This window comes from Streptomyces sp. YKOK-I1 (assembly GCF_054660435.1).
In genome coordinates, this window is sequence record NZ_BAAGDR010000001.1 from 979398 (window position 1) to 1004808 (window position 25411).

General features: G+C 71.6%; 14 protein-coding genes and 1 pseudogene. 5 read left to right on the forward strand and 10 right to left on the reverse strand.

Annotated features, from left to right (window positions below; translation table 11 throughout):
- The first annotated feature begins 38 nt into the window (after positions 1 to 38).
- Positions 39 to 1847, forward strand: a complete 1809-nt coding sequence (locus ACYQ8Q_RS04445) for a glycoside hydrolase family 15 protein (protein WP_460062100.1) — start codon at positions 39 to 41, stop codon at positions 1845 to 1847.
- A gap of 3 nt (positions 1848 to 1850) precedes the next feature.
- On the opposite strand, the gene ACYQ8Q_RS04450 is transcribed toward ACYQ8Q_RS04445, so the two are convergent.
- The 6 genes from ACYQ8Q_RS04450 to ACYQ8Q_RS04475 form a co-directional block, all read right to left on the reverse strand.
- On the reverse strand, positions 1851 to 3017 hold the full coding sequence (locus ACYQ8Q_RS04450; protein ID WP_460062102.1) for a substrate-binding domain-containing protein: 1167 nt from the start codon (positions 3015 to 3017) through the stop codon (positions 1851 to 1853).
- A 34-nt stretch (positions 3018 to 3051) separates the two neighbouring features.
- The gene (locus ACYQ8Q_RS04455; RefSeq protein ID WP_460062103.1) at positions 3052 to 4089 is read right to left on the reverse strand and encodes an ABC transporter permease; all 1038 of its coding nucleotides are present in this window, start codon (positions 4087 to 4089) and stop codon (positions 3052 to 3054) included.
- Positions 4086 to 5996, reverse strand: a complete 1911-nt coding sequence (locus ACYQ8Q_RS04460) for a sugar ABC transporter ATP-binding protein (protein WP_460062105.1) — start codon at positions 5994 to 5996, stop codon at positions 4086 to 4088. The genes ACYQ8Q_RS04455 and ACYQ8Q_RS04460 overlap by 4 nt, the downstream gene beginning before the upstream one ends.
- Positions 5997 to 6063: 67 nt before the next feature.
- Positions 6064 to 9471 (reverse strand): SpoIIE family protein phosphatase, encoded by a 3408-nt coding sequence (locus tag ACYQ8Q_RS04465; RefSeq protein ID WP_460062107.1) that lies wholly within the window; start codon positions 9469 to 9471, stop codon positions 6064 to 6066.
- 197 nt (positions 9472 to 9668) lie between these two features.
- Positions 9669 to 10601, reverse strand: coding sequence for a cyclase family protein (locus ACYQ8Q_RS04470; protein WP_460062109.1), 933 nt, complete (start codon positions 10599 to 10601; stop codon positions 9669 to 9671).
- Between the two features lie 58 nt (positions 10602 to 10659).
- Positions 10660 to 13656, reverse strand: a complete 2997-nt coding sequence (locus tag ACYQ8Q_RS04475) for a DEAD/DEAH box helicase (protein WP_460062111.1) — start codon at positions 13654 to 13656, stop codon at positions 10660 to 10662.
- A gap of 125 nt (positions 13657 to 13781) precedes the next feature.
- Between ACYQ8Q_RS04475 and ACYQ8Q_RS04480 the strand changes: the two genes are divergently transcribed.
- On the forward strand, positions 13782 to 16403 hold the full coding sequence (locus tag ACYQ8Q_RS04480) for a DEAD/DEAH box helicase (protein WP_460062114.1): 2622 nt from the start codon (positions 13782 to 13784) through the stop codon (positions 16401 to 16403).
- A 556-nt stretch (positions 16404 to 16959) separates the two neighbouring features.
- On the forward strand, positions 16960 to 19536 hold the full coding sequence (locus ACYQ8Q_RS04485; RefSeq protein WP_460062116.1) for a SpoIIE family protein phosphatase: 2577 nt from the start codon (positions 16960 to 16962) through the stop codon (positions 19534 to 19536).
- 25 nt (positions 19537 to 19561) lie between these two features.
- On the opposite strand, the pseudogene ACYQ8Q_RS04490 reads toward ACYQ8Q_RS04485, so the two are convergent.
- A pseudogene (locus ACYQ8Q_RS04490) lies at positions 19562 to 19771 on the reverse strand (substrate-binding domain-containing protein); the annotation flags it as partial.
- Between the two features lie 726 nt (positions 19772 to 20497).
- Entirely contained in the window at positions 20498 to 20920 is a 423-nt protein-coding gene (locus ACYQ8Q_RS04495; protein WP_055638051.1) for a secondary thiamine-phosphate synthase enzyme YjbQ, read from the reverse strand.
- A 65-nt stretch (positions 20921 to 20985) separates the two neighbouring features.
- On the opposite strand from ACYQ8Q_RS04495, the gene ACYQ8Q_RS04500 reads away from it, so the two are divergent.
- On the forward strand, positions 20986 to 22089 hold the full coding sequence (locus tag ACYQ8Q_RS04500) for an NAD(P)-binding domain-containing protein (RefSeq protein ID WP_460062119.1): 1104 nt from the start codon (positions 20986 to 20988) through the stop codon (positions 22087 to 22089).
- 44 nt (positions 22090 to 22133) lie between these two features.
- On the opposite strand, the gene mltG is transcribed toward ACYQ8Q_RS04500, so the two are convergent.
- Together mltG and ACYQ8Q_RS04510 are read right to left on the reverse strand one after the other, a co-directional pair.
- Positions 22134 to 22988 (reverse strand): endolytic transglycosylase MltG, encoded by an 855-nt coding sequence (gene mltG, locus ACYQ8Q_RS04505; RefSeq protein ID WP_460062121.1) that lies wholly within the window; start codon positions 22986 to 22988, stop codon positions 22134 to 22136.
- A 63-nt stretch (positions 22989 to 23051) separates the two neighbouring features.
- Positions 23052 to 24854 (reverse strand): ABC transporter ATP-binding protein, encoded by a 1803-nt coding sequence (locus tag ACYQ8Q_RS04510; protein WP_460062123.1) that lies wholly within the window; start codon positions 24852 to 24854, stop codon positions 23052 to 23054.
- 94 nt (positions 24855 to 24948) lie between these two features.
- On the opposite strand from ACYQ8Q_RS04510, the gene ACYQ8Q_RS04515 reads away from it, so the two are divergent.
- Complete coding sequence (locus ACYQ8Q_RS04515; protein ID WP_460062125.1) at positions 24949 to 25401, forward strand: MarR family winged helix-turn-helix transcriptional regulator; 453 nt, start codon at positions 24949 to 24951, stop codon at positions 25399 to 25401.
- The last annotated feature ends 10 nt before the right edge of the window (positions 25402 to 25411 follow it).

Below are 25411 nucleotides of genomic sequence, written 5' to 3' on the forward strand. Positions count from 1 at the left end.
GAAGCCTCGCCGGAGCGGGTCGGGACAGGGAGGCTGTCATGACCGATGCCGACCGCTATCTGCCGATCGCCGAGCACGGGCTGATCGGAGATCTACGCAGTGTGGCCCTGGTGGGGACGGACGGCACGATCGACTGGTACTGCTGTCCCGCGTTCGACTCGCCGAGCGTGTTCGGGTCGGTCCTGGACGCCGGGCGCGGCGGCTCGTTCGAGCTGGCGGCGGCGGTGCCGGGCCGTACGAAGCAGTTCTACTTCCCCGACACCAACGTCCTGATCACCCGGTTCTTCACCGGGGACGGGGTGGGTGAGGTGCAGGACTTCATGCCGGTGACCGGCGGGTCCGCGGAGGCCGAGCGGCACCGGCTGATCCGGCGCGTGCTGTGTGTGCGCGGCGCGGTGCCGTTCCGCACCCGGGTGGCGCCCCGGTTCGACTACGGCGCCAGTGCGCACACCGTGCGCCTGGTCGAGGGCATGGCGGTCTTCGAGTCGGAGAAGCTGGCGCTCTCCCTCACCTCGACGGTGCCCCTGGAGTGCGACGGGCCGGACGTGCGGGCGGACTTCAAGCTGTCCGAGGGCGAGTCGGCGGTGTTCGCCCTCGACCAGGTCGGCGGCGAGGTCAACCCGCGGCGGTGCGCGCGCACGGAGGCCGAGGAGCAGTTCGCGGCGACGGTGACGTACTGGCGGCGCTGGCTGTCCGCCTCCCGGTACCGGGGCCGCTGGCGGGAGATGGTGCACCGCTCCGCGCTCACCCTGAAGCTGCTCACCTACGCGCCCACGGGCGCGATCGTCGCCGCGCCGACCACGAGCCTGCCCGAGCAGCTGGGCGGCGAGCGCAACTGGGACTACCGCTACGTCTGGGTGCGCGACGCCGCGTTCTGTGTGTACGCCCTGCTGCGGCTGGGGTTCTCGGACGAGGCCGAGGCCTTCATGGAGTTCGTGACCCGGCACATCACCCCGGGCGACGGCAAGCCCTCCGGGCCGTTGCAGATCATGTACGGCATCGACGGGCGCACGGATCTGTCCGAGAGCGAACTCACGCATCTGGAGGGCCACCAGGGTTCGGCCCCGGTGCGGGTCGGCAACGCCGCCGCGGACCAGCTCCAGCTGGACATCTACGGCGCACTGATCGACTCGGTCTATCTGTACGACAAGTGGGCGCGGCCGGTCTCCAGCGACCAGTGGGACGATGTGTGCGCCCTGGCCGACTGGGTGTGCGCCCACTGGGACCAGCCGGACGAGGGCGTCTGGGAGACCCGGGGCGGCCGCAAGAACTTCCTGTACTCGCGGCTGATGTGCTGGGTGGCGATCGAGCGGGCGATCCGGATGGCGAACCGGCGCGGGCTGCCCGCCGACCTGCTCCGCTGGCAGGAGGCCCGCGACACGATCTACCGGCGCATCCACACCCGCGGCTGGTCGCCGCGGCGGCGGGCGTTCGTGCAGCACGAGGACGGGGACGTGCTGGACGCGGCGGTGCTGATGATGCCGCTGACCAAGTTCATCGCGCCGACCGACCCCAAGTGGCTGTCGACGCTGGACGCACTCACCGAGGACCTGGTCTCCGACTCCCTGGTCTACCGTTACGACCCGCTGGCCAGCCCCGACGGGCTGCGCGGCGACGAGGGAACGTTCTCCATCTGCTCGTTCTGGTACGTCGAGGCGCTGGTGCACGCCGGGCGGGTGGACGAGGCACGGCTGGCGTTCGAGAAGATGCTGACGTACGCCAACCATCTGGGCCTGTTCGCCGAGGAGATCAGCCAGACGGGTGAGCAGCAGGGGAACTTCCCGCAGGCGTTCACCCATCTGGCGCTGATCAGCGCGGCCTTCAACCTGGACCGGGCGCTGGGCTGACGCTCACTTCCCCCAGATGGTGCGGTACGCCTGCCGGTAGCCCGTCGGGTCCCAGGAGGTGGTGCCGGCGCTGTTGTCGGCGGTGGCGATGTGGACGGGTGCCGTGTAGCCGCTGGCGGGTGTCCCGGAGAACGCGCGGTTGAACTCGTCGACGATCTGCCAGCCCTGGAGGGACAGCGGTTCGGGCACGGTGGCGGCCTGGTACTGGCGGCTGTTGATGCGCTGGAAGGCGGAGGGGTCGCCGTCGCCCGCGCCGATGTTGTACGGCGGCCCGGAGCCCTTCTTCCCCGCGGCGCGGAAGGCGGGGGCCGCGTCGGCGAAGTACAGGTCGTTGATGGCGACGGAGTGGGTCCACCGGGCGCCGAAGCGGGCGAGGAGGGAGGAGATCTCGCGCGGGGTGCGGCTGCCGGCGTCCGGGATCGGGATGTTGGGGTAGGCGAGGAGTCTCACGCCCGGGCAGGTGGCGAGCTCCTTCCTGATCAGTTCGGACTTGTTCCTGGCGAAGGGGATCGAGGCGTCGGTGATCAGGACGACCCCGGCGCGGCCCTGGGAGTGGGCGATGACCCAGCGCGCGCTGATCTCGGCCACCTCCTCGACGCGGGTGGTGACATTGGTGAACAGCTCGGGCCGGCGGCTGGGGCCGGGGGCGGCGAGGGCGTGCCAGCCGACGAGCGGGATGCCGGCCCGGTTGGCCCGCGCCACCTGTCCCGAGGTCGAGTTGGGGTCGAAGCCGCCGATGACGATGCCGGAGGGCTTGAGGGCGACGGCCTCGCTCATCGCCGACTGGAGGCCCGCGGGGGTGCCGCCGCCGTCGATGACCCGGACGTTCCAGCCGATGACCCGCGCGGCGTCCCGTACGCCCTTCGCGACGCCCGCGACCCCGGGGTTGGTCATGGTCTGGGCGACGTAGACGAGGGTCTTGCGGGGCACGGCCCTCGGTCCCGTGGTCGGCCCGCCCCAGGGGACGTCGGTCTGCTCGGCCCTCAGGACCGAGGCCTGGGCCGTGGCGTGGACCTCGGGACAGCCGTCGGTGCCCGTGGGGGTCTCCCCCGAGGTGTCCGAGGAGCCGCGCTGGCAGCTGGCGAGGACGGTGACCGCCGCCAGCAGCAGCGCACAGGAGCCGGTCCGGGCGGTGCGGGCGCCGGGGGTGGCTCTGCGGTTGCCGTGCACGAGTACTCCTCGCGGGAGGGGAACAGGCGGGGAACTACGGGGAGGGTGCGGGGCCGGCCGGTGCGTCGCGGGCGGCGTGGACACCGCCGCTCAGCCGGCGGCGGGCGGCGTATCCGGCGAGGCCGACGGCGAGGAGCAGGGTGCCGCCGTAGAACAGCGGGACCGTCCAGAAGTCGGCGCCGAGCTGTCCGATGCCGGTGAGGCCGACGGCGAGGACGGTGACGGCGACCAGGGTGCCGAGGGCGTTGGGCCGGCCGGGCTTGATCGCCGTGGCCCCGAGGAGCGCGCCGGCGAAGGCGGGCAGCAGGTAGTCCAGGCCGACGCTGGGGTTGCCGAGCTGCTGCTGGGCCGCGAGCAGCACCCCGGCGATGCCGACGATCAGTCCCGACGCGGTGAAGGCGTAGACGGTGTATCTGCGGGTGGGGATGCCGAGGAGGTCGGCGGCGCGGGGGTTGGAGCCGACGACGTACAGGTACCGGCCGAGGGGCAGCCGTTCCAGGACCAGCCAGAGGGCGGCGGTGAGGGCGAGGACGTAGAAGGCCGGGACCGGGAGGCCGAGGAAGGTTGAATCGTAGAGGTCGGTGAAGGCTGGCGGGAGGCCCTCGGGGCCCGGGACGATCCGGCCGCCGTCGGTGACCCAGCCGGTCACGGCGTAGAGCATGCTGCCGGTGCCGAGGGTGGCGATGAAGGAGTCGATCCGCCCGTATTCGACGATCACCCCGTTGAGGACGCCCACGGCGGCCCCGCCGGCGATCACCGTGAGCGCGGCGAGCGGCCAGGGCCAGCCCTCGTTCACGATCAGCTCCATCACCATGACGTGGGCGAGGCCGAGCGCGTAGCCGAGGGAGAGGTCGAACGCGCCGGTCACGATGGGGATCGTGGCGGCGAGGGCGAGGATCGCCGGGATCGACTGGGTGGACAGGACCGAGTCGAGGGTGTCGAGGGTCGGGAACGTGCGGGGCAGGGCGAGGGAGAAGACCAGGACGAGCAGGACGGTGAGGGCGAGCAGTCCGTAGGCGCCGACGAGGTGCCCGCCCGGTCGGCGGGGGCGGGACGGGGCGGGGGCCGTCATGGGCCCGTTCCCGTCCGGGGCGGGGGCGCGGCGGAGGCGGAGCGGGTCAGCTCGGCGACCGTCAGGGCCGCGCCGCTCGGCTCGGCCGTCACCGCGCCCCGGACGAGGACCAGGGCGCGTCGGCACACACTGACGACCTCGTCGAAGTCGGTGGAGATCAGCAGGACCGCGAGGCCCGCGGCCAGTGCCTCGTCGAGCAGGTGGTGGACGGCGGCCTTGGCGCCGATGTCGACGCTCGCGGTCGGCTCCTCCAGGATCAGCAGCCGCAGGTCCGCGCGCAGCCAGCGGCCGATCATCACTTTCTGCTGGTTGCCGCCGGACAGGGTGGCGAGGGGGGCCTCGGTGTCCTGGGGGCGCACCGCGAACCGCTCGACGAGGGCTGCCGCCTCGGCGCGTTCCCGGCGGGGGCCGATCCAGCGGGGGGCCGGGCGGCCTCCGGCGGCGGGGTTGGCGAAGAGGTTCTCGCGCACGGTCAGCTCGGCGAGGCAGCCCTCACGCAGCCGGTCACCGGGCACGAGGCCGACGCCGTGCCGCACGGCGTCGGCGACCGTACGGGGGCGGTACGTCCGTCCGCCGAGCCGGGCCTCCCCGGCGAGCAGCGGCTGTACCCCGGCGAGTGCCCGACCGAGCTCGAGATGCCCGGCACCGGAGAGACCGACCAGAGCGAGGGCCTCCCCCGCCCGAAGCACGAGATCGACCGGGCCGACGCCGGCGGTCGACACGGCGTGGAGGGTGAGGAGGGCGGGGCCTGGGCGGGGGGACGGGCTGGGGGCCGGGCCGGGGGCCTGGCTGGGGGCTGGGCCGAGGGCCGGACCGGGGACCTGGCCGGGAGCCGGACCGGGGACCTGGCCGGGAACGGGACCGGGGGATGTACCGAGGGCCGGACCGGGAGCCGGACCGGGGGCTGGACCAGGAGCCTGGGGCGGAGCCTCTTCGGAGCCGGAGGCTTGGCCGGCCTGCTGCCCGCGCGGCTGGTCACCCGTTCGCTCGGCCTCCTGGACACCCGGTCCCTCAGCCCGCTGGACGCCCGGTCCCTCAGCCCGCTGGACGCCCGGTCCGTCGGCTCGCTGCTGGGCCAGATGGTCGACCGCGTGCTCGGTCGGCTGCTCGCCCCGTGGGTGGGCTGCGTGGTCGGTCGTACGGTCGGCCGGATCCGGGCCCACGATGTCCCGCACCAGGCGGGCCGGGCTGTGGTCCGCCAGGGGGCCGTGGCTGACGAGGCGGCCGTCGCGCAGGACGGCGAAGGTGTCGGCGACCTCGTAGACCTCGTCCAGGCGGTGGCTGACGTAGAGCACGGCGTGGCCGCGGTCGCGCAGGTCGTGCAGGACCCGGAAGAGCCGGGCGCAGTCCGGGGCGGGCAGACGGGCGGTCGGCTCGTCCAGGACGATGAGCCGGGCGCGGGCCGCGAGGGCCCGGGCGATGGCGACCAGGGACCGCTCGGCGGGCGCGAGCCGGGCGACCGGGGTGTCGGGATCGAGGTGGGCGGCGACGGTGCGCAGGGCGTCGGCGCACCGCTCGCGGGTGCGCCGCCAGGAGACCAGTCCGGCGCGGCGTGGATACCCGGTGCTCAGGGCGATGTTCTCGGCGACCGTCATCCACTCCACGAGGCCGAGGTCCTGGTGGATGAAGGACATGCGGTGGGCGGCGGCGTGGCTGCCGAGGGGATGCCCGTCCACCGTGATCCGTCCCGTGTCGGCGTGGTGGACGCCGGCGAGGATCTTGATGAGGGTGGACTTCCCGGCGCCGTTGGGCCCGAGGAGGGCGAGGACGCTGCCCGCGTGCACGTCGAGGTCGACCCCGGCCAGCGCGAGGGTCCCGCCGAACCGTTTGCCGAGCCCGCGGATGCGGACCAGGGGCTCCGACGCGAGGGGCGCGGCCGCCGGGGCGGACGGGTCGGAAGCGCACATGAGGCGATCCTATCCGGATCATTCACGCCATTTCAGACATTGGACTCTTCGACTCGGGCGGTGCGCCTCAGACGCCGTCGAGCGCGCACTCGGCCCAGATGACCTTGCCCTCCGGGAGGTAGCGCGTGCCCCAGGTCCGGGACAGCTGGGCGACGAGGAAGAGACCGCGTCCGCCCTCGTCGGTGCTGGCCGCCCGGCGCAGATGCGGGGCCGTGTTGCTGGCGTCGGAGACCTCGCAGATCAGGGAACGGTCGTGCAGCAGCCGTACCCGCACGGGCCCGGCGCCGTGCCGGATGGCGTTGGTGACCAGCTCGCTGAGGATCAGCTCGGCGGCGAAGGCGGCCTCGTCGAGTCCCCAGTCGGCCAGCTGCCTCATGGCCGCGGCGCGGACCTCGCCGACGCGGGCGGGGTCGGCGGGCAGCTCCCAGGTGGCGATCCGGTCGGGGTCCAGGGCGTGGGTGCGGGCGACCAGCAGGGCGATGTCGTCGCACGGGTGGGCGGGAGCCACGGCGTCCAGGATCGCCTGGCAGGTGTCCTCCGGGGTGCGCTCGGGATGGTGGGCCAGGGCCCCGCGCAGCTGGTCGAGGACCAGGTCGACGTCACGGTGCCGGTCCTCGATGAGCCCGTCGGTGTAGAGGACCAGCTGGCTGTCCTCGGGCAGGTCGATCTCCACGGCGTCGAAGGGCAGTCCGCCGAGGCCGAGCGGGGGTCCGGCGGGCAGGTCCGGGTAGGTCACGCTGCCGTCGGGGTGGACGAGCGCGGGCGGCGGGTGTCCGGCGCGGGCCATCACACAGCGCTGCGAGGTCGGGTCGTAGACGACGTACAGACAGGTCGCGCCGATGATGCCGACGCCCTCGCCCTCGGGGTCCTCGCGGTCGAGGCGGCCCACGAGGTTGTCGAGGTGGACGAGGACCTCGTCGGGCGGGAAGTCGAGTTCGGCGAAGCTGCGGGCGGCGGTGCGCAGCCGGCCCATGGTGGCGGCGGAGAGCATGCCGTGGCCGACGACGTCGCCGACCAGGAGGCCGATGCGCGCGCCGGAGAGCGGGATGACGTCGTACCAGTCGCCGCCCACGTCGGCCTCGGCGGGCAGATAGCGGTGGGCGACCTCGACGGTCTCCTGGTCGGGCAGTCCGTGCGGGAGCAGTCGGCGCTGGAGCGCCAGGACCATGGCGCGCTCGTGGGTGTAGCGCCGCGCGTTGTCGATGGACAGGGCGGCGCGGGTGGCGAGTTCCTGGGCCAGCGAACGGTCGTCGTCGCCGAAGGGGGCGGGTTCCTGGGCGCGGTAGAAGCTGACGACGCCCAGCACCACGCCGCGTGCCACCAGAGGGACGGCGATGAGCGAGTGCACATGCGTGAGCAGGGTCCCGGTGTGCTCGGGGTCCTGGGCGAGCCAGCCCGCGGCGCTCGCCAGATCCGGTTCCAGCACCGCCTGTCCGCCTGTCAGCGCGCGCCGCTGGGGCGCGGTCGGGCCGAAGTCGGTCCGCTTGCCGACGGGGGTGAAGGGGAGGTCGCCACGGAGGCCGTGGATCACCGTCCGGCGCAGGTCGCCGACCGGATCGGCGGACTCCTCGCCGCGCAGGACGGCGTCGGGCAGGTCGACGGTGACGTAGTCCGCCAGCCGGGGGACGGCCGTCTCGGCGAGTTCCTCCGCGGTGCGGCGGACGTCCAGCGTGGTGCCGATACGGGCGCTGGCCTCGGAGAGCAGCTCCAGTCGGCGGCGCGCCGCCAAGGCGTAGGCGCCGACCTGCGGCTCCCCGACCAGGACGAGCCTTCGGGCCGAGGGCGGCGGCTCGGGGGAACCGTCGGCGGCGACACCGGTGCCGTCGCCTCCGTCGCCGTCGGTTCCGGCCATGCCTCCTTCGACCCCGGCCCCGCCGACGGCGACCGCTCCGGCCCCGACCCCACCGACCGCGCCTCTTTCGGCTCCAACGCCGCCGACCGAGCCTCCTTCGGCTCCGACACCGGTGGCCGCGCCTCGTTCAGCCCCGACACCACCGACCGTGGCCCCTTCGGCTCCAACACCGCCAACCGAGCCTCCTTCGGCTCCGACACCAACGACGGTGGCTCCTTCGGCTCCGACACCGGTGGCCGTGCCGCGTTCGGCCCCGACACCACCGACCGTGGCCCCTTCGGCTCCAACGCCGCCAACCGTGGCCCCTTCGGCTCCGACGCCGGTGGCCGTGCCTCGTTCGGCTCCGGCACCGCCGACCGCGTCTCCTTCGGCTCCGGCACCGCCGACGGTGGCCGCTTCGGCTGCGGCGCCCGTGAGGGTGGCACCTTGGGCCCCGGTGCCGTCGGCGGTCACGCGCCCGGCTCCTGCGCCGTCGACCGCGTCGGCCTCGGCATCGAGCGCGGCGGCTTCGGCGCCCTCGGCCCCGACTCCGTCCAGGCCCGACGTGCGCCCCGCCGGTGGCGTGACGGAGAGCCGTGTGAGCCGCGAGACGGCGGCGACGACGGCCGGCTCGACGGGGAATCCGACGGGGCGCCCCGGCAGCCGCTCGGCGTCCCGGCCCGGTACGACGAGCGGCTCCCTGGAGGCGAGGCGCTCCCCGGGCGAGGAGCCGGGCAGCACCGCCTCGATGACGACGCCCTCCACGCCCGACGCGCTCCGCATCGGGCGGCTCACGAGGGTCACCCGGCGGCCGTCCGGCAGCGGCACGTCCACGGCGGCCCGCTGGGCACGGGAGATCAGCTCGGTGGCCTTCTCCATCAACAGTGCCCGGTCACCGGGGCGCAGCCGCAGGACCGGCGCACCCCCCTCGGGGCCGTCGGCCGTGTCCGCTTCGGCTTCTGCGGCCAGGTACGCCCGCAACAGCGCGCGCTCCCGGGCGGAACTCTGTCCCAGCAGCCGGCGTTCCATCGCGCGGGCCGCCTTGCGGATCACGCCGCCGAGCGCCGGGGTCTCGAATCCGCGCGGGTAGCCGAAGCACAGGACGCCCTCGATACCGCCGCTGAGCGGATCGCGCACGGGTAGCGCGACACAGGCGCTCGCCTGGGAACGCTCGGCGAAGTGCTCGGCGCCGTAGACACGGATGAGCCGGCGTTCGGCGAGGGCGAGACCGATGCCGTTGGTGCCGGCGACCCGCTCGGCGAACACGAAGCCCGGCACGCGCTGGATCGCCGGAAGGCTCTGGGCCATCGAGGCCTCGCCGAAGCGGCGCAACAGGACCGTCCCGTTCCCGTCGGCGACGGAGATATTGATCTTGCTGCCGGAGAACAGGGACTCCAGCCGGTCGAGCACCGGCACGGCCGCGCGGACGATACGGCCGTCCGCCTCGAAGTCGTCCCGGAAGGGGAGGTCGGCCTGGTCCGGCGAGAGCCCCAGGGTCCGGCAGCGCTGCCAGGAGTCCAGGATCGACAACCGTACGCCCCGCTCGACCGACTCGCCCTGCAGGAACCGCTCACGGAAGCGCGCGGGACCCCTGCCGTCCGTCGCACGCCCGACCGCAGCCTGTTCTCCTCCGGATCGAAACACGCCTCGCCTCACTCGCGCCCGCGTTCACTCGCCCTGTACCCCGCTCCCCCTTCAGTCAGCAGATGACCAGATCAGCAATTAATCCGATATTGAAGAGCATACGGACATACGAGGCGTGAGTCATGGGCCGCCCGCCCCTGGGGGCCCGGCCGACCACCAGGGCCCCTCACCTGCGGTGACGAGCGGATGGCGGGCCGTCACAGGACAGCGACGGGGGTGACGGGGGAACCCGTCCCGCCGGGGATGTGCAGCGGCGCGACGACAAGCAGGAAGGCGTACCGGCCTGCCCCGGCCGTCGCGGCCGACAGTGCCTCCAGGTCGAGGTTGTCCAGCAGCGGCACGCCCATCGCGGTGACGGCCAGGACATGCACGGGCGAGTGCACGTCCACGACGGGCGAAGGCCGTACATCGCTGTCGCCGTCCCCTCCCAGCAGGGCGACACCCCGCCCGGCCAGCAGCGGTATGGCGTCCACGTGGAAGCCCGCGCTCAGCGCGCCGGAGTCCCACGGTCCGCGTTCCGTACGGCGGCGGACATGCCCCGTGCGCAGCAGCACCGCGTCGCCCTCGCCGATCGTCACCCCGAGCGCCTCTTCCGCGGCAAGGACGTCGCGGGCGTGCACCGCCTGCCCCGGTTCCAGCCAGGGGACCCCGAGGACGGCGGGCAGATCGAGCAGCACCCCCCTCGTCACCAGGGGCCCCAGCGCCGACACCGCGCCGAAGCGGGCGCCACCGGCGTCGACGGCCTCGCGTGCCGGGCGGCCGCCGTAGAGCAGGCCCCGGTAGGCGATGTGGGAGAGCGCGTCGAGATGGGTGACGCCCCTGCCGTGGTAGTCGACGGCGATGAAGTCCTTGTGGGCGGCGGGCTCGGGGCTCTCCACATCGCCGAGGTCGGTCATGTGGTGGAGGGCCGGCTTGGGGTTGTCGGGGTCGGGCCGGGTGTTCCAGGGAAGGGCCATCGGGACGACGGTCCCGGACCGCGCCTCGGCCAGGGCCCGCCGCACCTGCTCGGCCGTCACCCGGTTCCAGGCCCCGCGGTCGGCCCGGTCCTCCCAGTCACCCCAGGTCCGCACCGTCTGGAAGAGCGCGTCGAACTCCGCGCGGGAGACGGCAGGCCCGGATGTCGGGGACATGCCTCCAGCTTGGCACCGGCGCACCGGCCTCGCAGGGCGGTCCCGTACGAAGCGATCCTCACTCGCGACAGGGCCGATCGGAGCCGCTCAGCACAAGCGCCGCGGTGAGGATCTGGGGCGGCTTCGTCGACATCAGCTGCTGCCGGTCGAGCAGCGCCAGACGCTTGCGCAGCCGTACCTCGAGCTCGTCAGCCTTGCGGTGGAGGCTCGCGGAGGACTCCTTGGGCTTCTCGCCCCTGTGTTCCTTCTCGGAGGCCGCCGCGGCATCGAGGCGCAGCCGCTCGCTCTCCGAGGTCAGGCGCCTGGTCACCAGCTCACGGGTCCTGGCCAACTCCGCCAGGCGGCGGGGCTGGACCTCGGCCAGGTACGCGGGCAGCCGGTTGGCGATGATCCAGCTGGTCGCCCTGGCCTCGGCGTCCGCGAGCCAGGGAAGCCCGCACGCGATGTCGACCGCTGCGCGGTCGGGCGCCTCGGAGCAGTCGAGGTAGGGCGCGGGGCCGGCCGGCCGCACCGTGCCGCGGCTGTCGACGTAGGCGTAGGCGAACCGTCGGGCCACCGACGCACCGGTGGCGTCCACGACCTCTTCGACCACCCCGACGAGAAGGTGCGGTTCCTCGAGGGCGGCCGAGACGAGGACGGCGCCCCGGTTGAGGGCGCCGCCGAAGTTCCGGACGGTTTCGGCCATCACGGCGTCGTGCAGCGGGTGGCCGGGAACGAGCAGGTCGGCATGGGCACGGTCGTCAGGCCGGACACGGCCGAGGTCGAAGGTGACGTGGTCGTACCGGGTGGCGATGGGCCCGTTGCCTGCCGCGCGGACGTGCTGCGGCACGTTGGCTATCTCGTAACGGCCCTGTTCGCGCTTGACGATCCGGCCGCCGAGCCGGGTGAAGGCGTCCTTGAAGGTCGACTCGATGTCGTGTGGCGCAAGACGTCGGGCGCGGGCTTCGTCCATCGCGGCACGCAGGGCGCGCAGGTCGGCGTCCGAGAAGTGCTCCACAGCGAGCGCACGTTCGTCCAGGAGACCCTTGAGGCCGTCTCCGACGGTGGTGTCGATGACCTCGTACATCCGGTCCTTCACCGCCGGCTGCTCACCGTACTGGATGGCGTCGAGGAGCAGGTCCCGCAGCGGGACCTCGGCGAACGCCTCTCCCAGAACGTCGAAGACCTTCCCCCCGTATGTCTGGCGCATCTGGTCGAGCTTCTCCAGCAGGCGCGTGAACACCTCGCCCTCGCGGGTGTTGGAGGCGACGAGGTTCCAGAGCCGGCAGACCTCCTCCTGGCCGATGCGGTGGATGCGGCCGAAGCGCTGCTCGATGCGGTTGGGGTTCCAGGGCAGGTCGTAGTTGACCATCAGGTGCGCGGCCTGAAGGTTGAGCCCCTCGCCGGCGGCGTCGGTGGCCAGCAGGATCCGAACGTCGCGGTTCCTGGTGAACTCCTCGGTGATCTGCCGCCGTTCCGCCCTGCGTACGCCGCCGTGAATGGCCTTGACCGCATCGGGCCTGCCCAGCAGCGACCCGATCCTGCCCTGCAGGTACTGAAGGGTGTCGCGGTGCTCGGTGAAGACGATGAGTTTCCGAGGCCGGCCGTGGGAGTCCATCTCCAGCGCGTGGTCCCGGAGGAGGGCGGACAGCTCGGTCCACTTGCGGTCCGTGCCCGCCTCTCGGACCCGCTGCGCCGTCTTCACCAACGCCCTCAGCTCGATGAGCTCGACCTCGAGTTCCTCGACCGTCTGCGCCGCCGTCGCGGCATCGAGCAGTTCCTCCTCGGCCTCCTCGATCTCTTCGGCATTGAGCTCGCCCTCGTCGAAGTCGGCGAGGTCGACGGCGGTCATCGTCTCGCGACTGGTGCCGTCGAGGATCTCCCGCTTCCTGCGCTCCAGGCGCTCGGTGCGCCGCACCAGGCTCTTGTAGATCGCCTCCGGGCTGGAGGCCAGCCGTCGCTGCAGCACGGTGAGCGCGAAACCGACGGTGTTCTTGCGCTTGCCCCCGATGCGGTCGGCGCGGTTCATCCCCTCGCGGACATAGTGGGTGACGTCCTCGTAGAGGTCGTACTCAAGTGCCGTGAGTTCGTAGGGGACGGTCTCCGCGATGCGCTCGGGGAAGAGCTTCCTGCCCTCGAAGGTGAGCAGATCCTCCTTGATCATGCGCCGCATGATCCCGCTGACGTCGGCGCTCCTCTTCTGCCTGCCCTCGAACCGGTCACGGTCCAGCAGGGTGAGGAAGAGCTGGAAGTCCTCCTCCTTTCCCGAGTGCGGGGTCGCCGTCATCAGGAGCAGATGGCGAGTGATCCCACCGAGGATCTCGCCGAGCTGGAACCGTTTGGTCTTCTCCACCTTGCCACCGAAGTAGTGGCCACCCATGCGGTGGGCCTCGTCCACGACGATCAGGTCCCACTCCGTCTCCTGGAGCTGCGCCTTCAGGTGCTCATGACGAGAGAGCTGGTCCATGCGGGCGATCAGAAGGGGATGGGTCTCGAAGACGTTGAGATGGAGCTGGGAGTCGGCCAGCTGGTTCGTGAGCAGGTCGAAGCGGAGGCCGAACTTGAAGAAGAGCTCGTCCTGCCACTGGTCGACCAGGCCTCCCGGAGCCACGACGAGGCACTGCTTGACGTCATCGCGCAGCAGGAGCTCCTTGATGTAGAGCCCGGCCATGATCGTCTTTCCCGCGCCGGGATCGTCGGCGAGCAGGAAGCGCAACGGTGTACGGGGCATCAGCTCGCCGTACACGGCGCGGATCTGGTGCGGGAGCGGCTGGACGTCGCTGGTCGCCACGGCGAGCATCGGGTCGAACAGGCCGGCCAGTGAGATGCGCTGGGCCTCGGCAGCCAGGGTGAAGTCACCGGCGGGCGCGTCGAAGGCGCGGCCGCCGCGCTGGGCGACGCTCAGCCCGTCCTCGTCCTTGCGGAAGACGACCCGCTGGTCGAGGCCGCCCGCGGCGGTCTTGTAGGTCAGCTCGACCGCGTTCGCACCGTGCCACTGGGCGGCGATGACCGTGACCGCTTCCGCCGGTGCGAGTCCGTCGATCCGCAGCCCCGGCTTGAGCTCCTCGAGCAGCACGTACACAACCTCCTGCTGGGCGGCCTGCGAACGCTACTCGGACGTTCCGGCGATTTCATGATCCCGTCGACTTCGTCAACCGGGGTCGCTAATCTTCCCAGAGGTCATGCGAGTCGGCGGGGGCAATGGAGCGCGAAGCACGTCAGCACCTGCGTGGTGTGGTGGAAGAGATCAGCGGGTGGCGCAAGCTCGCGGTGGGGATCACCGAAGGACGTGAGCGCGTCGAGACGGCGGCGGAGGACGCCGCCGGGCAGTTCCTCGGCCGCGTGACCTCGCTCGGGACCGGGACGACCACCGCTTGGCGCGTACTGCAGCTCACACCGTCCGACGCCGACCTGGTGACCTCCTTGGCCCGCCGTCGGGCCCTTCCGGCGCTCACCGCCCAGGCCCAACAGGGCATCCACCAGTTGACCGACGATGCCGGCCGGGCGCTGACCGCCGTCCGGGCGCTGTTCGGTGCCCGCCGCATCCTCTCGGGCAGGAGCCGCAAGGACGAAGCAGGGCAGGCTGCGGCCTACCTCGTCTCCCTTCACGAGCAGGCCGCGCGCACCCGACTCGTCACCGAGCTGGAGAGCCTGGCGGCTTGGGACAGGAGAGCCGTCCCGGCGGTCGGGCTCGGGGCCGTCCTCGATGACGCCGTCGGCTTCGGCCACCGCCTCGGCGCCCGAGCCGAACTCGTCGGACGGCATGAACTGGACGCCGCCAGGACCGCGCTCGGCGTGATCGATCGGGCCCTGCACCGCGAGAACGAGTTCAGAACGGCCGTCGACGCCGCCGGCAACGCCGTCCGGCAGGCCGAGGTGCGCAAGCTGGTCTCCGACATACCCGTCGAGCGGCTCAAGGACGCGACCAGCGGCCAACTGCGCATCACGGCGCTGCTCGACGCCGGAATCAGAAACGTGCAGCAGGTCCTCGACCAGAGATCACGGATTCGTTCGCTCCCCGGAGTCGGTGAGACGACGGGCAACCGGATGGTCGGCGCCGCGCAGACCATCTGGCAGACCACGCTGGACGAGATGCCGGTCCGCATCGACATCAAGAACCGGTCCCGCGCCACCACGGAGCTCCTCACGACGATGCGGGCCTGGGACGCGGCACGCTCGATCCGCGGTGCGACCGCGGACCTCGCCGCCGCCGACGCGGTACGACCGCTGCTCCAGAGTCTTGATCCCCGGACCTCCCACGTGGTTCTTGTCCCCCAGGCCCGGACCGTCGCCGAGTTGCGGGCCGCGCTGGCGGCCGTCGCGCGCCGCGGGGCGGTGCTCGACGGTGAGGCCGGCGTCGCGGGCGGTGATCCCTGGGAGGATTTCAGCGCCCGGCCGGCCGACTACTACGCGATGCTCGCGGAGCTCGGATTCCTGGCCGACAACGCCGAGAAGAGCCAGGGCGACCTGCCGGCCGAGATCGTCGACGCGGTCAGGGAACTCAAGCTCGACACCAGCCGTCTCAAGGCGTCCCTGCGCGGGTACCAGTCGTTCGGCGCCCGCTTCGCGCTCGTGCAGCGGAAGGTCGTCATCGGCGACGAGATGGGTCTGGGAAAGACGGTCGAGTCACTCGCCGTGCTCGCCCACCTGCGCGCCAAGGGCTCCTCCCATTTCCTGGTGGTGTGCCCCGCCGCCGTCGTGACCAACTGGGTGCGCGAAGTCCGGGCGAAGTCCGATCTGCACGCGTATCGCCTGCACGGGCAGGGTCGCGACGAGGCGCTGAAGTCCTGGGTCCGCAACGGTGGAGTCGCGGTCACCACCTACGACACCCTCGGCTGGATGGAAGGACGGATTCCCGAAGGCGCGCGACCCGCGTGCCTGGTGTTCGACGAGGCGCACTACATCAAGAACCCGGATGCCCAGCGAACCCGACGCTCCACGGCCCTCATCCACGCATCGGAGCGTGCGGTCCTCCTGACCGGCACCCCCCTGGAGAACCGGATCGAGGAATTCCGCAACCTCGTCGGCTACCTCCGGCCGGACCTGTCGATCAGTGCCTCGGAACTCGCACCCCGCCAGTTCCGGAAACAAGTGGCCCCTGCCTACCTGCGGCGCAATCAGGAAGACGTCCTGACCGAGCTCCCCGAGCGGTTCGAAGTCGACGAGTGGATGCCGATGTCCAGCGCCGACGAACAGCACTACCGTGCGGCTGTCGTCGAAGGCAACTTCATGGCCATGCGCCAGGCCGCTCTGCGCGCCGGCGCCAAGTCCGAGAAGATGCGGCGCCTCATCGACATCGTCCAGGAGGCAGAGGACAACGAGCGCAAGGTGCTGGTCTTCTCTTACTTCCGTGACGTCCTCGACGACGTGGCGTCGGCCCTTCCGGGAAAGGTGTTCGGGCCGCTCACCGGCTCCGTACCTGCCGCGAAGCGACAGAGCATGGTCGACGAGTTCTCCCAGGCCCGCCACGGGGCCGTCCTGGTCGCCCAGATCGTGGCAGGCGGCGTCGGTCTGAACATCCAGGCGGCATCGGTCGTCGTGATCTGCGAGCCGCAGCTCAAGCCGACGATCGAATGGCAGGCGATCGGCCGCTCCCACCGGATGGGGCAGCTGGATTCGGTACAGGTACACCGCCTGCTCTCCGAAGAAGGCGTCGACCAACGCATCGTCGACATCCTGGCGCGCAAGCATCAGCTCTTCGAGGAGTTCGCCCGCGTCTCCGAGACCGCCGACAGCGCCCCGGAAGCATTCGACATCACGGACGCCGAGCTGGCGCGGGAGATCGTGGCAGCCGAGCGCGAACGCCTGCTCACCGGCGGCTGACGGAGGAGAGACGTGCCCTTGCGGGGAGCACGCCTGTCACACCGCTACCCCAGGAACGACAAGCGCACCTGGCGCTCAGGATTGTCCTTGTTGGTGTCCACCAAACTCCGCAAAGACAACCCGCAGCTCAGCCGGGGCGCCTCCCATGATCGGAGGGCGGCCCACGCCGGCGGCATGACCCAGGCCGTCACCGATGCCGACGGTTGAGGCCACCGCAGATTCAGGCTCCGCCGGCACTGTACGTACTCGCGTCATGCGCCTGAAGGGACAGGACACAACGGCTGGGAGAAGCAGGGCAACTCCGCACTCGCCAGGCTCCCCGCCCCCTTCAAGATCGGCTTGAACCGCATTTCCGCCGCGCTTCACGCCCTCCTCGTGATCACACAAAAGTGATCTTCACTCGTAGAAGGGTAGATCGGAAGACCCCTGCTTTGGCCGGCCAAGCGGAAACGTAGGCACTTGCCGCTCGGTCCGTGGTTGCTGGACGGCCTTCCCGGCCCGGCGCCTACCTACAGGGAGCCATAAACCAGCCTAAAATGGAACAAATTATCCATCGATGATCGAGGGCAACGTGTCGACCAACGGTGTGGCGTCGAACTTGCACCCGTTCGGCGCCGCAAGTGTCGGCGAAGCGCCCGAGCGCGACGACGCGCTGGTCAGTGCCGTCGTCGGTGCCGTGGAGCTGACCGGAGCGCATACCGGAAGCGTGTTTCTGCTCTCCGGCGACCACCGCTCGCTCGTAGTGGCCGCGTCGTGCGGGACGCCGCCCTCCCTGCTCAGCGGGTGGCGTCGGATCCCGGTGAACAGCCGTCTACCGGTGGCGGAGGCCTACCGCTGCGGGCGCATGGTCCACCTGGCCGGCGCGAAGGAGACGATGCGGCGCTTCCCCCAGCTCTCGGTCGCCCTGCCCTACCCGTTCGGCTCTGCGTCGGTCCCTGTACGGGCGGGCGAGCGGACCTTCGGCAGCATGGCCGTGGTGTGGAGGGCCAGGCCGGACGGGAGAGGGCTGTCGAGGGCGCAGCGCCGGCGGCTGCGCTCCGCCGCCGACCGGCTGGGCACCACCCTCGCCGGACTGCGGGCCCGCGGCGCGTTCGGCGAGTACGACGAGCGGACACCCCCGGTAGTGGTCCCGCTGCCGTCCGCTCCGGTGATCCGGGTGGGCCTGTTCGACTGGAACCTCGACACCGGAGCCCTCACGGCCGACGACGAGCTGTGCGCGATCTTCGGAATGCCGCCCCGCGAGTTCGACGGACGGGCAGCCACCCTGGCGGCCATGATCGAGCCCGCGGATCTGCCCGGCTTCCGGTCCGCCGCCCGTGCCGCGGTCCAGGAACGCCACGTGCTGGCACACTGCCTGCGCATCCGGGACGGCCGCGGAGGCCACCACACCGTCGAGCTGTGGGGCCGGATGCCCGAGAGCCCTGACGGCCTGGAGGTCTCGGCCCGTCTGGTCGGCGCCGTACTCGACTCCGGGAGCCGCATGGCCGCCGTGGCGGCGATCGAGCGGCTCGCGGACGGCTTCTTCGCGCTCTCGCCCGACGGACGCCTCGCCTACGCCAACCACAGCGTGGAGAGTCTGTTGCGGATCCGTCTGGACGAACTGCTCGGCCGACGCCCCTGGGACGTCCTGCCCTGGCTGGCCGATCCCGTGTACGAGGACCGCTACCGGGCCGCCCTGGTCTCCCAGCAGCCGGTCTCCTTCCTGGTTCGCCGCCCACCGGACACATGGCTGGTCTTTTCCCTCCACCCGGGCGCTCAGGGCATGACGGGGTGGGTGGCACCGGTGCGACAGCCCGTACCGGCCGAGACCGGACCCGGGGCAATCCTCACGGAAGGGGGGCCGCCCGCCTCCTGGTCGGCCCCGCCCGCGGCCCCGCGCGTGGGTTCCCTCTACCGGGTGCTCACGCTGGGCAGCGCGCTCACCGAGGCGGTCACCGCGCACGAGGTGTTCGAGGCCGTCGCCGAGCAGCTGCTGCCCGCTTTCGGCGGCCAGAAGCTAGCGATCGCCGTGGTGGAGGAGCGGCGCCTGCGCCTGCTCGATCAGCGCGGCTACTCGAAGCGCTTTCTCGCCCGGTTCGAAGGCACTCCGCTGCATGCCCGGCTGCCCGTGACGGACGCACTGACCTCCGGGGCCCCGCTGTTCGTCGAGTCCCGTGAGGAGCTTCTCGGGACCTACCCCGGGATCATGGTCAGTCCATCCAACTCCTGGGCGTTCCTGCCCTTGATCGCCTCGAACCGCCCGGTCGGCGTCTGCCTGCTCGGCTTCGACGACGTCCACCGATTTCCCGACGAGGAGCGCGGAGTCCTCACCGCGCTGGGCGGCCTCATCGCCCAGGCCCTGGAACGTGCCAGGCTCTACGACGCCGAGTTCGCCCTCGCCCGCGGCCTGCAGAACGCGCTGCTGCCGCACCGGCTGCCCACACTGCCGGGCCTTGGTGTCACTGGGCGCTATCTTCCGGGCACCAGAGGGATGGACATCGGCGGCGACTGGTACGACGTCATCCCCACCGGCGACGAGGTCGCGCTGATCGTCGGGGACGTCGAGGGCCACAACGTCGCCGCCGCAGCCGCCATGGGCCAGCTGCGCAGCGCAGTACGGGCCTTCGCCACCGCCGGCCACCGGCCGAGCGACGTCGTCGCCAACACCAACCGGCTCCACATGGACCTCGACCCAGCGCTACTCGCAAGCTGCTGCTACGCCCGCCTCCATCCTCGCTCGGGGGTCGTGCGCATCGTCCGTGCCGGCCACCTCCCGCCCTTGCTGCGCCTGCCCGACGGGCAGGCCGAAATCCTGGATGTGCCCGGCGGCCCTCTGCTCGGCATCGACGCAGGGGCACACTTTCCGGAGTCGGAGCTGCGCCTCGTACCCGGGTCGGTCCTGGCTCTGTACACGGACGGACTGATCGAGAGGCGTGACTCGGACATCGGTTCCGACGTCGACCGGCTCCGCGCATCACTGGCCCGCATGGGCGGAGGCCGCCTGGAGGATCTGGCCGACGCGCTGCTGCGGGATGCCTGCCGGTCCGCCGACAGGGCGGACGACATCGCCCTTCTGCTCACCGAGTGCGCCCCGCCACCGCGGACGGCGACAACGCCGACGTCCGCACACGCCGGCTCCGGCCCGTCGCCGTGAGGCAGCAGGCTCTCCGACGCCGCTGTCACCTGCCCCAGATCTTCCGGTACGCCCCCTGGTAACCCGACGGGTCCCAGGTCCTGGCACTGCCCCTGTTGGCGGCCGTAGTGATGTGGAACGGGGCTACATATCCGCTGGCCGAACGGCCGGAGAAGGCTCGGTTGAACTCGTCCACGGTCTGCCGACCCTGCAGGGACAGCGGCTCGCGCAAGGTGGCCGCCTGGTGCTGCCCGCTGTACGCCGCCGAGGGCCAGGACGGCCGGGCCGTCGGCCGGGGGCCGTGGTGGGGCGGTGGTCAGCCGGTTCCTCGCCACTGATGTCGTGCACCATGCGGACAGGGGGTGGTCCGTCGGCGAGCCTTGGCCGACAAGGCTGACGAGGTGGCGCCACCAGGAGATCAGTCCGGCGCGGCGCGGATACCCGGTGCTCAGGGCGATGTTCTCGGCGACCGACACCAGCAACACCGCGCCACATCTGCGCCGAGCCCGCTCGCGCCGCTCCGGCGCGCCCGGGCCGTGGCCGTACCCGCCACCGCGCTGGCGGCCGGCGCCCGTGGCGGCCAGATCGAGGTGGGCGACAGCCATACCGGCGATGACGAACGGGACCCAGGTCAGGGCCGGACAGCCGCCCGTGAAAAACAGCGAGTCGAGGCCCTCTGCCTCGCCGACGACGGGGAACGAGGGGCCGCAGGCCTCCGGCTGCAGCAGGTTCGTTCGGGACGGAGAGGCCGTGGGTTCACATCCCGCCCCCATCGGTCGAGAGCAAGCAGGCGTCGGCGCGGCCTGTATCGTCAAGTCAAGTCGCCTTGCGAACAGTCAACTTGGGAACACCGGGCAAAACAGCAGCACCCCCACCCATGCAATCCACGTTCACCGCATCACTCGATGTCAGCTGCGGGCGGACTGCAGAGGCCAGACTCGTTTGGCGCGGCCGGACTTGAGACCTGCAGTCGGCACCCTCGTCACGCAAGGAACGACAACCGCACCTGCCGACGAGGATTGTCCTTGTTCGTGTCCACCAGGCACACCGACTGCCAGGTGCCCAGCTCCAGCCGCCCGGCCACGACGGGCAGGGTCGCGTGGGGCGGGACGAAGGCCGGGAGGACGTGGTCGCGGCCGTGGCCGGGACTGCCGTGGCGGTGCTGCCAGCGGTCGTCGGCGGGCAGGAGGGTGTGCAGGGCGGCGAGGAGGTCGTCGTCGCTGCCTGCGCCCGTCTCGATCACGGCGATCCCGGCGGTGGCGTGCGGGACGAAGATGTTCAGCAGGCCGTCCCGGTCGCCCGCGGCCTCCCGCAGGAAGGCCTCGCAGTCCTGGGTGAGATCGACGACCCGCTCCCGGGTCCCGGAGGCGATGTGCAGTACTCGGGTGGTGAACGCGTCTGACATGCCACCATCCTGACCCACGGACCGGTCGGGGGAAGATCCGCCCGGCCCGCACTGTTGGTTGAGGTGTGAACGACATACATGAGGTCGACGTCGTGGTGGTCGGCGCGGGCCAGGCGGGACTGGCCGCGGCATATCACCTGCGGCGCACCGGGTTCGAGCCGGAGCGTGACTTCGTGGTGCTGGACCATGCGCCCGGTCCGGGCGGCGCCTGGCAGTTCCGGTGGCCCTCACTGACGTACGGCAAGGTGCACGGGATGCACGCGCTGCCGGGCATGGAGCTGACGGGGGCCGATCCGGCGCGGGCGTCGTCGGAGGTGATCTCCGCGTACTTCGCCGCCTACGAGCGGACCTTCGATCTTCGGGTACGGCGTCCGGTGGACGTACGGGCCGTGCGCGAGGGGCTGGATGGGCGGCTGCTCGTCGAGACCTCGGACGGCGCCTGGTCGGCACGGGCCCTGATCAACGCGACCGGCACCTGGGACCGGCCGTTCTGGCCGCGCTATCCGGGCCAGGAGACCTTCCGCGGGCGGCAGGTGCACACGGCCGGATACCCGGGGCCCGAGGCGTTCGCCGGACAGCGGGTGGTCGTGGTGGGCGGCGGGGCCTCCGGGACCCAGCATCTGCTGGAGATCGCCCCGTACGCCGCCGCCACGACCTGGGTGACGCGGAGGCCGCCGGTGTTCCGCGAGGGACCGTTCGACGAGGATGCGGGCCGGGCGGCGGTCGCGCTCGTGGAGGAGCGGGTGCGGCAGGGGCTGCCGCCGAAGAGCGTGGTGTCGGTGACCGGACTGCCGTTGAACGACGCGATCCGGCAGGGGCTGGCGGACGGGGTCCTGGACCGGCTCCCCATGTTCGACCGGATCACTCCCCAGGGCGTGGAGTGGGACGACGGCCGCCAGGTGGACGCCGACGTCATCCTCTGGGCGACGGGTTTCCGGGCCGCCATCGACCATCTCGCGCCGCTCAGGCTGCGTGGTCCGGGCGGCGGGATCCGGCTGGAGGGCACCCGTGTGGCCGCCGATCCGCGGATCCACCTGGTCGGCTACGGGCCTTCGGCCAGCACCATCGGCGCGAACCGGGCGGGCCGGGCAGCCGTACGGGACATCGGACGGCTGTTGTCCGAGAGGGCCGGGGAGCCCAGGCCGGAGCCGGAGGCGGCCGCCGCCTGACGTCCTGTCGTGCCGCCTTGTCACCTTGTCGCCCTGCCACCTTGTCACCTTGTCGCCTTGGCCGACGCGCTCTGCCGGTTCCGGTTGAACTCGGCCACATTGCGCACGTGCTCCTGGTAGTTCGCGGTGAAACGGGTGTCGCCGGGCTTGACCGTGACGAAGTACAGCCAGTCGCCCGGGGTGGGGCTGACGGCGGCGTGCATGGCCTCCTCGCCGGGGTTGTCGATCGGCGTCGGCGGCAGCCCCATGCGCTGGTAGGAGTTGTAGGGGCTCTCGATCCGGGTGTCGCTCTCGGTGGTCCGCACCGTGGACCGGTTCAGGGCGTAGTTGATGGTGGAGTCCATCTGCAACGGCATGCCGCGCTCCAGCCGATTGAAGACGACCCGGGCCACCTTCCCCATGTCCGCCTTGGTGGCGGCCTCCGCCTGCACCAGACTGGCGATCGTGACGGCCTGGTAGACGTTCATCGCGTTGCGCTGGGCGCCCGCGGTGACCGGTGCCCCGTTGAACCGCTTGTTCGCCGTGTCGACCATGTAGGCCAGCAGCGACTGCGGCGTCGTCTTCCCGTCCAGCGGGTACGTCGCCGGGAAGAGGTAGCCCTCCGGGTTGCCGTCGGCGTCGTCCGGCAGCTTCAGACCGGCCTGGGGCAGGGACTTCCGGGTCGTGCCGGCGGGCAGGGCGAGGGCCTTGTCGACGGCTTCGTAGACCTGACTCGCGCGCCAGCCCTCCGGGATGACGAGGGCGGTGGGCTTCTTCGGCGCCTCCGGCGCCTTGTGCTCCGTGCTCAGCAGCGGCACCGCCACGGCGGTACCGGCCACGACGGCTCCGGTCGCGATGAGGGCGAGCCGGCCCCGGCGCGTCAGTCGAATCGTGCTCCGTGGCGGAGTGTTCATCTGCATGCGGGCACGGTAACCCTCATATCGTCATAAACCCGGCATAACCTGTCATAGGCTTGACTGTTGTCAGCTTGTCGGCTCCAGGCTGGCGTCCCGGCGCACCAGGGCCGCGTACCGCCCGTCCCGCTCCAGCAGTTCCTCGTGCGTCCCCCGTTCGACCAGCCGGCCCGCGTCGAGGACCACGATCTGGTCGGCACCGCGGATGGTGGACAGCCGGTGGGCGATCGTGAGCGTGGTGCGGTTGGCGGAGAGCGCGTCGATGGCCTCCTGGACGGCGCGCTCCGTGCGGGTGTCCAGGGCGCTCGTCGCCTCGTCGAGGACCAGCACCGGCGGATCGCGCAGGATGGTGCGGGCTATCGCCAGACGCTGCTTCTCACCGCCGGAGAAGCGGTGGCCGCGCTCGCCGACGACCGTGTCGTACCCGTCGGGCAGCGCGGCGATGTGGTCGTGGATCTGCGCCGCGCTCGCGGCGGCGTACAGCTCCTCGTCGGTGGCGTCGGGCTTGGCGAAGCGCAGGTTGTCGGCGACCGTCGCGTGGAAGAGGTACGTCTCCTGCGAGACGACGCCGACCGCGCGCGCGAGGGTGTCGAAGTCGAGGTCGCGGACGTCGACCCCGTCGAGGGTGACCCGGCCGCCGGTCACGTCGTACAGCCGCGGCACCAGATGGCCCAGGGTGGACTTGCCGGCGCCGGTCGGGCCGACGACGGCGAGACTTCCGCCCGCGGGAACGGTGACGTCGATGCCGTCGAGGACGGGTCCGCCCTTGTCGTCGTAGGCGAACGCGACCTTCTCGAAGCGGACTTCGCCCTTGACCTGGTCGAGGTGGACCGGGTCGGTGCGCTCGGTGATGTCGATCGGGAGGTCGAGGTACTCGAAGATGCGCTGGAAGAGCGCGAGGGAGGTCTGGATCTGCACGCCGGTGGCGAGCAGGCTGACGGCGGGGCGGAACAGGCCCTGCTGGAGCGAGACGAAGGCGACGATCGTGCCGAGGGAGACGTCGGGGCCGCCGAACCGGAGGGCCACCCCGGCCGTCCAGTAGATGACCGCCGGCATCGCGGCCATCACGATGGTGATCACGGCCATGCGCCAGCGGCCGGCCATGTTCGACCTCACTTCCAGGTCGACCAGCCGCTCGGACTCGTCGGCGAAGGACCGGGTGAGGGAGTCGGCGCGGCCCATGGTGCGGCCGAGCAGGATGCCGCTGACCGACAGCGACTCGGTGACGGTGGCGGCCATGGCGGCCATCTGCTTCTGGCGCTGGGTGGTGATCTTCTTGCGTTCGTTGCCGACGCGGCGGCTGATCCAGACGAAGACCGGCAGCAGGAGAAGGGAGACGACGGTCAGCCGCCAGTCGAGGGCGATCATCGCGATGATCGTGGCGACCACGCTGGTGAAGTTGGAGACCAGGGAGGTGGCCGTGGAGGTGACGGTGGCCTGCATGCCGCCGATGTCGTTGGCGATGCGGGACTGCACCTCGCCGGTACGCGTACGCGTGAAGAACGCCAGGGACATGCGCTGGAGCCGGCCGAACACGGCGGTGCGCAGGTCGTGCATGACGCGCTGGCCGACGGTGGTGGAGATCAGGGTCTGCAGGACGCCGAAGACGCTGCTGAGCACGGCGCTGAGGATCATGCCGAGGGCGAGCAGGCTCAGCAGCCCGGTGCGGCCCTCGGGGATGGCTACGTCGAGGGTCTCCTTCAGCAGGAAGGGAGTGGCGACGGAGACCAGCGACGAGGCGCCGACGAGGACGCCGACGACGGCGAGCCGGCCGCGGTAGGGACGGAAGAGGCCGACGATACGGCGGACCTGCCGGGGCTGGGCCTCGGTGTCGGCGGACGGGATCCAGGAGTCTGGTTTGTCGGGGTGCATGGGCTCCTACGGGAGGTGAGCGGGCGGATTCGGGCTGACCATAGCTCATTGTTACCTATACTCACAATGAACGGCATCCTGATATTGTTCCCGCATGACCACCCCCGATTCCGACAGCGTGCTCGCCGAGCAACTGCTGCGGTTCACCCGCCGTGTGCACCGGATCCAGAAGCGGCACATCGAGCAGTGCGGCCTCGGCGTGACCCCGGCCCAGTCCCGGCTGCTGCGCACCCTGGCGTGCTACGGCTCGCCGCCGCGCATGGCCGATCTCGCCGAGCGCCTGGAGGTGGTCCCCCGCGCGGTGACGACGCTGGTCGACGGACTGGAGGCGGGCGGCAAGGTGCGGCGGGTGCCGGATCCCACGAACCGCCGGGTGATCCGGATCGAGCTCACCGACGACGGCCGGGAGGCACTGCGCAAACTGCGGGGCGCCCGGCGGTCGGCGGCCGAGGAGATTCTGGCTCCGCTGTCGGGGGCGCAGCGGGAGGTGTTGGGCGACTTGCTGGACACGCTCGTGGACGGGGTGCCGGAGGGGCGCTACGGGTAGGGGCGGCGAC